Genomic DNA, 12362 nt, shown 5'->3' on the forward strand with positions numbered 1-12362 from the left:
TATGAAAAAATATAAAGTTGGGCTTATCGGTTTTTCGATTGGCGGGCAAGTATTCCATGCGCCGTTCATCATAGGAACCCCCGGTTTGGAGCTCTATAAGGTTACCGCGAGAAAAGCTGAACAAAAACAGCTCTTACAGGAACGGTATCCACAAGCAATAGCGGTGGAAAGTGCAGATGACATCATCAACGATGAGCTTGTAGATCTTGTGGTCGTGGCCACTTCAAACGATGTGCATTATAAATTGACGAAACAAGCTTTAGAAGCTGGCAAGCATGTGGTGGTCGAGAAGCCTTTTACCAATACCACCGCTGAAGCCGATGAATTGATTGCTTTAGCGCAGGAAAAAGGTCTTTTGTTAACCGTGCATCACAATGCTCGTTTCCATTCGGATTTTAAAACCGTTAAAAAGATCATCAACTCGGAAGTATTGGGCCCTTTAGTTAATTATGAAGCGCGGTATGATCGGTTTCGCAATTTTCTACGTGTAGGTGCTTGGCGAGAAGAAGATTTGCCCGGCTCGGGCATACATTACGATCTCGGCGCCCACCTATTGGATCAGGCACTCCAACTTTTCGGTGCTCCCAATTGGATCTTTGCCGACCTTCGTCGACAACGTGAAGGTGCGAAAGCGGTTGACGATTTCGAGTTTATCCTCAGTTACGCGAAGCTTAAAGTCTCGCTGAAAGGGCAGATGTTGGCCAAAGAAGCTACAGCTCGCTATGCATTATACGGCTGGAACGGCTCCTTTGTAAAACCTGGTACCGACCCGCAGGAAGAACTTCTGCGCGCAGGTGTCTTCCCACACGAACAGAACAACTGGGGGGCTGAATCCCCAGAAACGTATGGTCGATTGGCTTTATCGAAAGATGGCCATGATAGCAACGAGACGGTAGCGAGCGAGCGGGGTAGCGGACCAGATTTCTATCAGAATGTGCTGGATGCCCTGCAGGGGCAAGATAGCTTGCACGTAACCGCAGCGCAGGCGCGTGACGTCATCCGACTGCTGGAGGCTGCAGAGCAATCGTGGCAAGAAAAACGTGCCATTGCCCTTGATGGCGAATTAAAAGCTTACTAGATGGAGTATGATGCGCTGGTTATAGGAGGTGGTGCCTGCGGGTTGATGTGCGCTGCGCAAGCCGGCCTTCTTGGAAAGCGGACATTGGTATTGGAGAAAAATGATAAGGTCGGAGCGAAGATCTTAATTTCCGGTGGTGGACGTTGCAACTACACCAATCTGCATACAGATATTGAAAATTTTGTATCCGAAAACCCCGCCTTCCTTCGTGCAGCGTTTGCCCAATGGACCGTGGATGATACTATTGACTTTTTTAAACAGCATGGGCAGATTACGGGCGAGGAAAAGACGTTAGGACAGCTCTTTCCGAAATCCAACAAGGCGAAAGATATTGTTGCTGTTTTCACCAAACTGATGTATGAAACGGGTCAGGATGTTTGGTTGAATACAGAAGTGAAATCCGTTTCGCTCGTCGATGATGGATATGCTGTAGTGGTTGTAAAGGCAGGAAAGGAAAAGACGTTGCGTGCCAAAAAAGTCGTTTTCGCATCTGGCGGCCTACCTGTTGCCAAGCTAGGCGCTTCCGATTTCGCTATCCGAACGGCTAAAAAACTGGGATTGAAAGTCGTCGATACCGCAGCAGCGCTGGTGCCCCTAACCATCACCGGAAAGGGTGCACCTTGGTATGCCTCCTTGGCTGGGAATGCTGTTTTTTCGCGCGTCTACAACGACAAGATCGCTTTCGAAGAAAACATCCTCTTCACACACTGGGGGCTTAGCGGCCCAGCCATTTTGCAGATTTCTTCGTATTGGCGGGCAGGAGAGTCTTTCACAATTAATCTACTGCCCACGGCGGATATGGATACGCTTATCAAAGGCGAGCGCAATGAAGGAGGGAAGCGCACGGTGAGCCAATTGCTGCAACCCTATTTTACGCGTAAGCTCGTCGATGCTCTTGGTAAATTTCTACCGCTGGAACTGAAGATTGCCTCCCTAAGCAAGGCCGATGCCAAGCTCGTTGCCGACACGATACACCGCTTTCAGGTAAAACCTGCCGGTGACAAAGGTTATGACAAGGCGGAAGTCATGCGCGGCGGTGTTTCTACCGATGAGTTGCATTCCAAGAACTTGGAAAGTAAGAAATTCAAGGGACTTTATTTTGCTGGCGAAGCGGTGGATGTCACCGGATGGCTCGGAGGTTTTAATTTTCAATGGGCTTGGGCTTCGGGCTATCTCATTGCGCAAGACCTATAGCCGCACATTCCGCTCGCGCCATTTTTTTAACTGTCCTAGATAAACAACTACAAATCTTAGGCTGCTTGCAGGCATTAAGCTGAAAAATATTACCTTTGCAGCAGAAGCAAACTGGTTCTATCGCTGTCCTATTGATAGGAAAGAGGAAAGTCCGGGCAACATAGAGCGACACGCTTCCTAACGGGAAGGCTTCCGGACTCCGGGAGACAGAAAGTGCCACAGAAAATATACCGCTCCGCGCAAGTGGAGTAAGGGTGAAAATGTGAGGTAAGAGCTCACGGTCTTGTATGGCAACATGCATTACGGTAAACCTCGTGTGTTGAAAAACCAAATAGGTTGCGAAAATCGAAGGCTGCTCGTCTTCTGCCGCCTCGGTGGCGTTCGCAATGGGTAGGTTGATGGAGCCTGCGTGCGAATGCAGGCCTAGATAAATGATAGAAATCCTGCAAAGGATACAGAACCCGGCTTACAAGGTTTGCTTCTTTTTTGTAAATTGTTCCGTTATTTACTATTTTGTTTGACTATTACCAAGAAGAAATTATATGACAACAATCCTGATTATCGACGATGAGCGCCCAATACGGAGTTCGCTGCGTGATATATTAGAGTATGAAGACTACAAAGTCCTGGACGTGGATAACGGACTAGAAGGATTGGAAGTGCTGAAGAAGGAAAAGATCGATTTGGTACTCTGCGATATCAAAATGAACAAGATGGATGGCATGGAAGTGCTTACCGCCTCGCAGGAGATCACGGATACGCCTTTCATCATGATATCCGGTCATGGTACCATTGAGACAGCTGTGGAAGCAGCACGTCGCGGTGCTTACGATTTCTTGGAAAAGCCGCTAGACCTCAACCGACTGCTTATTACCGTTCGTAATGCGCTCGAAAAAGGTACTTTGGTAAAAGAAACGAAGGTGCTGAAGAAAAAAGTGTCTAAGACAAAAGAAATTCTTGGCGCTTCATCTGGTATTAGTTTGATTAAGGAAACCATCGAACGCGTAGCGCCAACAGAAGCCCGCGTGTTGGTGACAGGTGAAAACGGATCCGGAAAGGAGCTTGTTGCACGTTGGTTGCATGAAAAATCCAACAGATCGAGCTCACCGCTCGTCGAGGTGAACTGTGCCGCTATCCCTTCAGAACTTATCGAATCCGAACTTTTTGGACACGAGAAAGGATCCTTCACATCGGCTGTAAAACAGCGTATAGGGAAGTTCGAGCAAGCAAATAATGGTACCTTGTTTTTGGACGAGATTGGCGACATGAGCTTATCCGCTCAGGCGAAGGTGTTGCGTGCACTACAAGAAAGCAAGATCACACGTGTTGGTGGCGAAAAAGAACTTGACGTTAATGTGCGTGTTATCGCGGCAACCAATAAAGATTTGTTGAAGGAAATAGAAGCAGGCAACTTCCGTATGGACCTTTACCATCGCCTCAGCGTTATATTAATCCATGTGCCTTCCTTGAACGAGCGTTCAGATGATATTCCGATTATTGCAACGAGTTTCTGTGAAGAGATTTGTGGCGACTACAATATTCCAACGAAGGAAATCACCCCAACGGCTATGCAGGCCTTGCAGGCGCTTCCTTGGACAGGTAATATCCGAGAATTACGTAATATGATTGAACGTCTGGTTATCTTGAGTGATAAAAAGATTACCGATAGAGATGTGAGCCTTTATGCGAACCCGTCGAGCAGTCAGCCAAATGTTGTAACCACTCCAACGGAGACTAAAAATGGAAATGGATTTAACTTCGATCGTTTTGAATCCTTTCAAGACTTTAAGGATCATGCAGAGAAAGAGTATATCAACTTCAAACTTGATAAGAATGCTTGGAACGTATCTAAGACAGCCGATGAAATTGGTATCCAACGTAGTCATTTATACCATAAGATTGAGAAATTTGGACTCAAGCGAGCAGATTAAAAGAAAAGGCCAGAAAAAATTTCCGGCCTTTTCTTTTAATCATTAAATTTTCGTTTTTGCCTACGATAAAGCACAATGATAATAATGATCAAAAGTATGACTCCAAGTATAATAGCTGCAGTGGGCGAGGTTTCATGAGACGCCGCTGCAATATGTCTTGATTGAGCTTGCACAGCAACTGATAAGTAACTGAATAAAATTAAAAACCCCACTTTTCTCATAACTTATTTGTTTAAAAAATTTATAATTTAGTTAATATAACCATTTTTGTTAACCAATCCAAATATTGCTTTACAAATTTCGCGCCCATTTCGTGAAATCGTGTTAAAACTTTGTGAAATATCGTTTAAGCTTTCTAAAAGTAGCTTTTTAAAGGATCAATCTACCCGAACCGGGCTTCGCACCAGCTCTTCGGCCTCTTGAATGATCTGCTTTTGTTTGGCCACATCGATGCTTAGATGTTGGAGAAACTTGGGTATGTCCAATAAATCACGCACCAGTATACATTCATTTTTTAATAGCGTAGCTTTTTCTTCATCTTTTAAGGTCGTTAGGCAGGTTACCGGGTAAAGACCGTTGTCATCTACACGAACTTTGATGCTTGCCGCACTGGGGTAATCCCAAGACAGTAAATTTAAGTTGTAATAGCTGCCAAAGGATTTTGCATCAGCCGTCAAATAGGCATTGGTTACAAGCCAGCCTGTGGTGAATTCTTGCGAGCGGCCGAAAAAAGTAAAGGGTAAGCGGCGTATGTCCGTTACGCGCGACATGAAGTACATGGGCGTCGTTACGGAGATTTTGGCGTCCACGTCGTTTCTAAACTTGCACTCTATAGCCAACAGCTCTTTCCCTTTACTCGCGACTACATCGATCTCATGTGTCACCGCATGCCCTTTCACCAGTTGACTGGTCGTCGTTTCGTATCCATCGTCGGCAAAGAGCTTGGCGATCCAGCGTTCGAAATAGAAGCCTTCTGGCCCGAGCTCCCGCAGCGCCTTTTTTAAGCTGTACCGCGCCGCGTATGCGCCTCGATGTATCTTGAGGCAATCGAAGGCCAATTCGTAGAGCTCGCGCGTGCTGATACCATCGTACAGGTGGCTCTGGATATCGCGATACACGCGGTCAACCTGCTCATTTGTTGCGCCAGAACGGGATAAGGAATGACGTAAACTATCGGGGTTGAAGGGAACCAATTCACCGGAATATTTCTTTACTCGCATAATCAGAATTTAGATCATCGATTTACGAAAAAAAACCATGTATTGCAAGTCCCTTAAAACATTTTGAAAGCGCCGACTGTTATATGAACAAAACTAATGTTATGGGAATTGTAGATCTAGCTTTCAACAAAGTGAAAGAAAAAATTGATGAAGCCTGTGCACACGGCGAGATATCCGATTCAGAACGTGTTCTGTCCGTTGTGGCTGGCGGCTTTATCTTGGCCTTCAGCATTAAGCGTGTCTTTAAAAGTCCATTGACCGCCATATCAGGGCTAACGCTGGGCAGCGCGTTGCTTACCCGTGGTATTACCGGCAATTGCCCGATCAAGGGAGCATTAGATAGCAACGAAGTGCTGGATATCGATAAAAACATTACCGTGATCGAACATCGACATGTGGTCAAGTAAAAATAGCTAGCAGGTCAAATATGAAATTAGCCGGTCCAAAAAATTTTGGCCGGCTTTTATTTTGCATGCTGTTTTGACGACTTGCAGCTTTAAAGTACAGTAGAATTTACTAGTTTTACTAAGATCATAATGTAAAACATGAAGAAATTAGTGGCATTTACTGGCTCCGGAATATCCGCAGAAAGCGGACTGAAGACATTTCGCGGATCGGACGGTCTTTGGGAAGGTTATAGCATCGAAGAGGTTGCAACACCCGAAGGTTGGAAGAAAAATCCGGCACAGGTGCTTGAGTTTTATAACCTGCGCCGCAAGCAGTGTATCGCGGCGCAACCCAATGCCGCCCATGTCGCATTGCGCGAGTTGGAAGCAGATTTTGAGGTGCATATTATCACCCAGAATATCGACGACCTACATGAACGCGCTGGAAGTACAAATGTGCTTCATTTGCATGGCGAGATCCGAAAAGTGCAATCGTCATTGAATCCACGGTTTGTGTATGGCATGAAAGAAGATACGTTAGTTCTTGGTGATACTTGCGAATTAGGTTCGCAGCTGCGACCGTATGTAGTCTGGTTTGGAGAAGCGGTGCCGAATTTAGATCGGGCGGCTCGGTTGACCGCCGAAGCAGATATTTTTGTGGTCATCGGAACCTCCTTGCAGGTTTATCCTGCGGCAAATCTGCTTTACGAAACCAAGCCCAATTGTCGGGTGTATCTCGTTGACCCTGCCGCTGATATGCTACGTTTGGAAAGTCATGTAACCCGCATAGCGCAGCCAGCCACGGTAGGGGTTGACATCCTGCGTAAAATGTTAACCGAATAAAATTCTGTAATAATATATAATGTGTTGAAAAACAGGTGTTTGAATTAATTTATATGTATATATCATTTAGAATATGAGTTGGCTAAAGTATGTTGTATGAAAAAGAGACAGAATATTATTCTGTCTCTTTTTGTTTGATAATATAAACCAATTAACTTCAGTGTTTTATGCGATTTAATTTCTGAATTTCTTTACTACGATTCGTATCGCGTATAGGCTTCGAAAAAAGATTTTCGCATCTCGGTGAAATGTGCTACTACCGATTGGATAAAGGTTTCATCCAACAGTTCAAATACACCATTTACGCCACCTACTACATCTGTTTCGGCCAGTTTATAGGATTGCTCCAAGCTGCCCTGTTCAAATTTGACGATGAATTTTTGGTTCATCGCAAATATGGAAATCTTACAATCTGGATGGGGGAGTTCTGCTATAATACGCATGTGTTTTTTATATTTAATTAGCTGATTTATATTTTTTTATTAAAATCAACATGAAGTGTTTATAGATATCATTAATAAGCAAAAGTCTCGCTAAACTACGCCCTGCGATTTCATCGCAGCGGCGACTTTAACAAAACCACCAATATTCGCTCCGCGAAGGTAATTAATATAACCATCGTTGTCTTTTCCATAACGCACACAGGTTTGATGTATATTTTCCATAATCTGCTTTAGCTTATCATCAACTCGATCAGATTCCCATTGTTCGCCCATTCTATTTTGCGACATCTCCAATCCCGACACGGCAACACCGCCGGCGTTAGCTGCCTTTCCTGGTGCAAAGAAAATCTTATGCGTATGAAACTGCTGTACAGCCTCTGCCGTTGAAGGCATATTGGCACCCTCGGCCACGCCGATGCAACCATTTTCTATGAGACGCTTTGCATCCTCTTCGTTCAACTCATTCTGCGTAGCGCAGGGCAATGCGATATCACAAGGGAAATGCCAAGGATTTTTATCGGCATGGAAGCTGGCTGCACTATAGGTTTCGCAATATTTGGATAGATCTCGTCCAAGACCCTTAATGCTGGATAGTTTTTGCGCATCAAATCCTTCAGGGTCGTTTAGCGTACCCGTGCTGTTGGATAGCGTGATCACGGTAGCGCCTAGTTCTATGGCTTTTTCCGCTGCGTAGAAGGCCACATTACCTGCTCCTGATATGGCAATTCGTTTTCCTTTCAGTGATTCCCCCTGCAGGTTTAAGATGTTACTAACGAAATAGAGTAGGCCATAGCCCGTTGCTTCGGGACGTATATTGGATCCTCCCCAAAATTTTCCTTTCCCCGTTAGTACGCCTGTGAAGTTATTTTGTAGACGCTTGTATTGCCCGAATAAAAAGCCTATTTCGCGCTCGCCCACGCCAATGTCGCCCGCGGGCACATCGGTTTCTGAGCCAATATGACGATATAGTGCTGTCATAAAGCTTTGGCAAAAGCGCATAATCTCGCTATCCGATTTTCCTTTCGGATCGAAATCAGATCCGCCTTTACCGCCGCCAAGCGGGATGCCGGTAAGGCTATTTTTAAATACCTGTTCGAAGGCCAAAAATTTTAATATACTTAGATTGACCGTTGGCGAAAAACGAAGTCCGCCTTTATAAGGGCCAATCGCGCTATTCATTTGCACCCTGTATCCACGATTGATCTGCACTTCATTATTGTCATCTAACCAATTAACGCTAAACGAAATAATGCGTTCTGGCTCAATGATACGTTCCAGTATCTTGAGCTTGTTCCATTCGGGGTGATGTTCGTTGATGTAGGGGATTAAATCTTCCGTGACTTCGGCTACGGCTTGAATAAATTCGGGCTCGTTCGGATTTCGCTCACCCGCAAGTTTGATAAAGCTTTTAAAGTTAAGGGACATGTTACTTCTATTTGGTTTAGACATAGACTTATGTCGCTAATGTATTAATTTTCGATGAAAATTCGGGATTGTTTATATAAACATTGTATCAAAAGCCATCAAGACAATCTGCCCTTAAACGAATATCCCCCGTCTTCATGCTTGTGCATGAGGAAACGGGGGATAATTGAAGCCCTAAAATCAAGCCTAAGCTAGATCATAAACTTAATCTTCGCTGCTTAGCGAGGCCATATCGATCACGAAACGGTATTTTACGTCACCTTGAAGCAAGCGATCATAAGCCTTGTTTATATCCTGCATCTTGATCAGTTCGATATCCGACGTGATATTATGCTTCCCACAGAAATCGAGCATTTCCTGCGTCTCCTGAATGCCACCAATCATCGAGCCCGAGAAACTCTTCCTGCCTGGAATCAAGCTGAAGGCAGCTACAGGCAGTGGATGCTCCGGCGCACCAACCAAGGTAAGCGATCCATCGCGCTTCAAGAGCCCAAGGTATGCATTGATATCGTGCGATGCGGATACACAATCCAAAATAAAATCTAATGAGCCTGCACTTTCGCGCATCTGCTCGCCATCGGTAGACAAGATGATCTCATCGGCTCCAAGTCGTTTTGCATCGGCAACCTTCGCAGATGAAGTGGTGATAACCACCACATGTGCACCCATTGCCTTTGCCAATTTAACGCCCATATGCCCGAGGCCGCCAATACCGACGATCCCTACCTTCTTGCCCGGGCCGACATTCCAATGCCGCAGGGGCGAGTAGGTGGTGATTCCTGCACAGAGCAGTGGCGCTGCAGCTGCAGCATCAAGGTTCTCGGGAACATGTAGCACAAAGTCCTCGTCAACCACAATCCGCTGTGCATATCCACCGAAAGTCTGCTGTCCCAAATGTACGTCGTTGGAATTGTAGGTGCCAATATTACCCTCCGCACAGTATTGCTCGAGGCCTTCCTTGCAGCTATCGCACACGCGGCAGCTGTCTACCATACAGCCCACGGCTGCCAAATCACCAACCTTAAATTTTGTAGTTTCGCTACCTATGTTGACCACGCGTCCAACGATTTCATGGCCGGGAACATTGGGGTATATGGTGTTGTGCCATTCGTTACGTGCGGTGTGTAAATCAGAATGGCAAACCCCACAATATAAAATTCCTATTTCGACATCTTTTGCCGAAACAGCTCTGCGTTCAATCTGCATCAATGCCAAATCGGCGTCTGCGGATGTTGCTCCAAACGCTTTAACTGAAAATGTACTCATATATGTTTTGTTTGTGTTTTACTACTGTTTTTATACGGATACTTCTACATCGGCGTGACGTGCTACGTATCTGCTCCCAAAATTAACCGTTTCACCCCAGTATTAGTTTGCTGTGGCGCTCAAATTTCGTTACGCAGCGGCTCAAGTTGCTGCCAACCGGCATGCACTTCCGTTGGCGCCATGCCATATTGCTTTTTGAATACCGTGGAAAAATGAGATTGATTTTTAAAACCTACTTCCATGTACACATCCTTAATTTTTCGCCCTTCTTCCTGCAGGTGCCTATAGGCCGTTTCCAATCTTTTTTTGATCAGCCATTTCTGCGGGCTTAGGCTGCTTATTTTTTTGAAATCGCGTTTAAAAGTCGCCAAGCTCCGTCCCGTGTAGGCTGCAATTTGTTCCAAGCTGAGATCGTCCCGATAATTTTCGTTCAGGAATTCCAAAATATCGATCTTCCAGGGCTCTGCAAAGTCGAATAAAACGGGGAAGAAATGTGCCGAGCTATTCAACAGGGCATATATGCCTTCTTGTAGCTTTAGTTGTGCCACGCCTGTCGTCGGCCGAATATTCTCATCGAAATACGGTGTCAACGATTGGAAAAGACTGGTAATAGCTGGGCTGGGGGAAATACGAATTACGTTTTCTTCCAATGGGCCAACCTGTTGGGGAAGATCGGCCGCATGCAACTTGCTGTAAAAGTCGCGCAGCGTCTGCCGATTAAAGGTCAGTGATATTCCCTTGTAGGGCTCCGCGCCCTTATTATTTTTATACATCAGCAAGCGGTGATTCCTTCTTACGAAAGCGCATTGACCGGCTTGGATAGTGATGGTGCGATCTCGATCTTCAATGACCTGTTCGCCAGAATATAAATAAACCAAAACATGTTCAGGTGCCGCATGTATACATTTAGTAGCGCGATCAGTGAAGCACGACAGGAATATTCCAGCATAGTTTATTGTTTGCAAATTTGTTGTTTCTCCACCGATCATGGTCATTTTTTGTCTAAACTTTAGCAAAGATAGCTAATCGATAAGCAAATAACGTTGCTGAGCGGCTCATTTGATGTTGCTCTGCGGCTCAGATCTAGACCATAACCGTAAAGCAATAAAGGGTCTATATCTCTTTTTCAGCCAAGTACTGCAAAGCAGCTTCGAGCTGGGTATCCGATATGTTTGGATGCAGCACGTCCTCGAGTTGCTGTGGCGCATGTTTGTGTGGCTTTATGCCATAGCCTACAAATTCCTCGCCGCTGGGCAAGGTTACTTTTTTGGTGCATATCCAGGCACTGCCGTTGCCCGGCAAACTTAACTGCAGGGGCTGTCCCGTGCTGCCGTTGGTAAAGTCGCCCACGCGCACCACATGAGCTTGTGCATAGAGGTAGATCAAAAAATCTTCAGCGGCCGACGCTGTATGCACGTTGGTAAGCACCGCCGTGGGTTGACGCAGCTTAACACGCGTTTGGATAGCCATTGGGGAATAGGGTAAGGTATGAAATTTCGCGCCCGAATAAGCCTTAACCAAGGTCGTGGCTTCCTGCTTGGAAAGCCCCCATTGCGCTTTGCCGTCAACGGTATCTTGGGCGCTCAGAAAGGAGCCGATGGCGCGCTCCGTCGGGATAATTTCACGGCTATAGTTTCGCGCACCATAGATGCTGTCGCCCTGCACGAAATACTTGGCGATGTTTGCGGCATGTTTGCTGCTGCCACCGCCATTGTTGCGGATATCGACGACCACTCGCTTTGCGGTGCTTAATTTGGGCAGCGCCGCTTCAAACTCCTCAACCACGGTAGCGTCGTTGAAGCTACGTAGCGCCACGTAGGCGGTGCTATCAGGGAGCCATTTAAATTCAAATACGCCCGCATGCGGTGTTCCCATGCTGCTCAGTTCCAACTCTTTGGTATTGCTATGGCTAAGGTGGAACTGCTTCGACTGCCCGGAAGGCGTTTTTATCTCCAAATCGTATTGCGCTCCGGCCAATCCGGAAAGTAGGTTGTAACTCGCCCTAACGACAAGATCCTGTGCTGTCGACGACGAGATATAGGATGCCACATACCTGTCGCGATAGTCCGCCGTAGCTAAACCGTTCACTTTGACGATTTCGCTGCCTAAGGGAATCTCATTTTCCTTACTTTTATTTACATTGGTCACGTATACCTTTCCGTTGATATGACTTAAAAACAGGCGGTATGGCCCGAAATGTGTAGTCATGACCAAATTTTGCAAGCTGTCGGGCATGTACACTTGCGTGTGTCCGTCCTTAAGCAGGGCGCATAGTTTCTGCAGCTCTCGGTAGTAGGCATAATCATCGGGCGCCGTCTGTATGTTTGCAATGGCCTGCTTGTAGGCGGCATGCCAAGCTACTTGATCTACCTTGTACATGTAGACAAAATTGTAATTCGCTTCGCTCCAAAAACTGGATAAGCCATAGAATTTTTCGCTTAAGGTTAGGCTATTCGATGGCTGGGCTTTCAACGTCGAAGCTAAACAGCAAATCAGTGCGAGCAGTAAGGAGATTTTTTTCACGCTTTTAAGGTTGTTTTTTGTTGGGTGAGAACATCGGTTTATGCTGCTTGCCT

General features: G+C 45.9%; 12 protein-coding genes and 1 other RNA gene. 6 read left to right on the top strand and 7 right to left on the bottom strand.

What is annotated here, in order from left to right:
- Window position 1: 1 nt before the first annotated feature.
- The 4 genes from SCB77_RS22520 (at window position 2) to SCB77_RS22535 (ending at window position 4203) form a co-directional block, all read left to right on the top strand.
- On the top strand, window positions 2–1078 hold the full coding sequence (locus SCB77_RS22520) for a Gfo/Idh/MocA family oxidoreductase (RefSeq protein WP_320184261.1): 1077 nt from the start codon (window positions 2–4) through the stop codon (window positions 1076–1078).
- Window positions 1079–2272: a BaiN/RdsA family NAD(P)/FAD-dependent oxidoreductase gene (locus SCB77_RS22525; RefSeq protein ID WP_320184262.1), complete on the top strand. Its 1194-nt coding sequence runs from the start codon at window positions 1079–1081 to the stop codon at window positions 2270–2272.
- A 104-nt stretch (window positions 2273–2376) separates the two neighbouring features.
- Window positions 2377–2757, top strand: an RNA gene (gene rnpB, locus SCB77_RS22530) — RNase P RNA component class A.
- 57 nt (window positions 2758–2814) lie between these two features.
- On the top strand, window positions 2815–4203 hold the full coding sequence (locus tag SCB77_RS22535; protein ID WP_320184263.1) for a sigma-54-dependent transcriptional regulator: 1389 nt from the start codon (window positions 2815–2817) through the stop codon (window positions 4201–4203).
- 377 nt (window positions 4204–4580) lie between these two features.
- Here the strand turns inward: SCB77_RS22535 and SCB77_RS22540 are convergent, their stop codons facing one another.
- On the bottom strand, window positions 4581–5423 hold the full coding sequence (locus SCB77_RS22540; protein WP_320184264.1) for an ATP cone domain-containing protein: 843 nt from the start codon (window positions 5421–5423) through the stop codon (window positions 4581–4583).
- A gap of 83 nt (window positions 5424–5506) precedes the next feature.
- On the opposite strand from SCB77_RS22540, the gene SCB77_RS22545 reads away from it, so the two are divergent.
- Together SCB77_RS22545 and SCB77_RS22550 are read left to right on the top strand one after the other, a co-directional pair.
- Complete coding sequence (locus tag SCB77_RS22545; RefSeq protein ID WP_320184265.1) at window positions 5507–5830, top strand: YgaP family membrane protein; 324 nt, start codon at window positions 5507–5509, stop codon at window positions 5828–5830.
- 138 nt (window positions 5831–5968) lie between these two features.
- Complete coding sequence (locus SCB77_RS22550; RefSeq protein ID WP_320184266.1) at window positions 5969–6652, top strand: SIR2 family NAD-dependent protein deacylase; 684 nt, start codon at window positions 5969–5971, stop codon at window positions 6650–6652.
- 194 nt (window positions 6653–6846) lie between these two features.
- On the opposite strand, the gene SCB77_RS22555 is transcribed toward SCB77_RS22550, so the two are convergent.
- The 6 genes from SCB77_RS22555 to SCB77_RS22580 form a co-directional block, all read right to left on the bottom strand.
- Window positions 6847–7095, bottom strand: a complete 249-nt coding sequence (locus SCB77_RS22555) for a hypothetical protein (protein WP_320184267.1) — start codon at window positions 7093–7095, stop codon at window positions 6847–6849.
- Between the two features lie 90 nt (window positions 7096–7185).
- The gene (gdhA, locus tag SCB77_RS22560) at window positions 7186–8520 is read right to left on the bottom strand and encodes an NADP-specific glutamate dehydrogenase (protein WP_320184268.1); all 1335 of its coding nucleotides are present in this window, start codon (window positions 8518–8520) and stop codon (window positions 7186–7188) included.
- Between the two features lie 204 nt (window positions 8521–8724).
- Window positions 8725–9786, bottom strand: a complete 1062-nt coding sequence (locus SCB77_RS22565; protein WP_320184269.1) for an NAD(P)-dependent alcohol dehydrogenase — start codon at window positions 9784–9786, stop codon at window positions 8725–8727.
- A 119-nt stretch (window positions 9787–9905) separates the two neighbouring features.
- Complete coding sequence (locus SCB77_RS22570) at window positions 9906–10634, bottom strand: helix-turn-helix domain-containing protein (RefSeq protein ID WP_380935554.1); 729 nt, start codon at window positions 10632–10634, stop codon at window positions 9906–9908.
- Window positions 10580–10735, bottom strand: coding sequence for a hypothetical protein (locus SCB77_RS22575; RefSeq protein ID WP_320184271.1), 156 nt, complete (start codon window positions 10733–10735; stop codon window positions 10580–10582). Before SCB77_RS22575 ends, SCB77_RS22570 begins: the two co-directional genes overlap by 55 nt.
- 164 nt (window positions 10736–10899) lie before the next feature.
- Window positions 10900–12309, bottom strand: a complete 1410-nt coding sequence (locus SCB77_RS22580) for a S41 family peptidase (RefSeq protein ID WP_320184272.1) — start codon at window positions 12307–12309, stop codon at window positions 10900–10902.
- Between the last annotated feature and the right edge of the window lie 53 nt (window positions 12310–12362).

Origin of the sequence: Sphingobacterium bambusae, assembly GCF_033955345.1 — a bacterium.
Lineage (GTDB): Bacteria > Bacteroidota > Bacteroidia > Sphingobacteriales > Sphingobacteriaceae > Sphingobacterium > Sphingobacterium bambusae.

Excerpts from the sequence above, each read along its gene's own strand:
- SCB77_RS22520 (WP_320184261.1), top strand. The coding sequence starts at position 2 with ATGAAAAAATATAAAGTTGGGCTTATCGGTTTTTCGATTGGCGGGCAA.
- SCB77_RS22525 (WP_320184262.1), top strand. The coding sequence starts at position 1,079 with ATGGAGTATGATGCGCTGGTTATAGGAGGTGGTGCCTGCGGGTTGATG.
- SCB77_RS22535 (WP_320184263.1), top strand. The coding sequence starts at position 2,815 with ATGACAACAATCCTGATTATCGACGATGAGCGCCCAATACGGAGTTCG.
- SCB77_RS22540 (WP_320184264.1), bottom strand. The coding sequence starts at position 5,423 with ATGCGAGTAAAGAAATATTCCGGTGAATTGGTTCCCTTCAACCCCGAT.
- SCB77_RS22545 (WP_320184265.1), top strand. The coding sequence starts at position 5,507 with ATGAACAAAACTAATGTTATGGGAATTGTAGATCTAGCTTTCAACAAA.
- SCB77_RS22550 (WP_320184266.1), top strand. The coding sequence starts at position 5,969 with ATGAAGAAATTAGTGGCATTTACTGGCTCCGGAATATCCGCAGAAAGC.
- SCB77_RS22555 (WP_320184267.1), bottom strand. The coding sequence starts at position 7,095 with ATGCGTATTATAGCAGAACTCCCCCATCCAGATTGTAAGATTTCCATA.
- gdhA (WP_320184268.1), bottom strand. The coding sequence starts at position 8,520 with ATGTCCCTTAACTTTAAAAGCTTTATCAAACTTGCGGGTGAGCGAAAT.
- SCB77_RS22565 (WP_320184269.1), bottom strand. The coding sequence starts at position 9,786 with ATGAGTACATTTTCAGTTAAAGCGTTTGGAGCAACATCCGCAGACGCC.
- SCB77_RS22575 (WP_320184271.1), bottom strand. The coding sequence starts at position 10,735 with ATGCTGGAATATTCCTGTCGTGCTTCACTGATCGCGCTACTAAATGTA.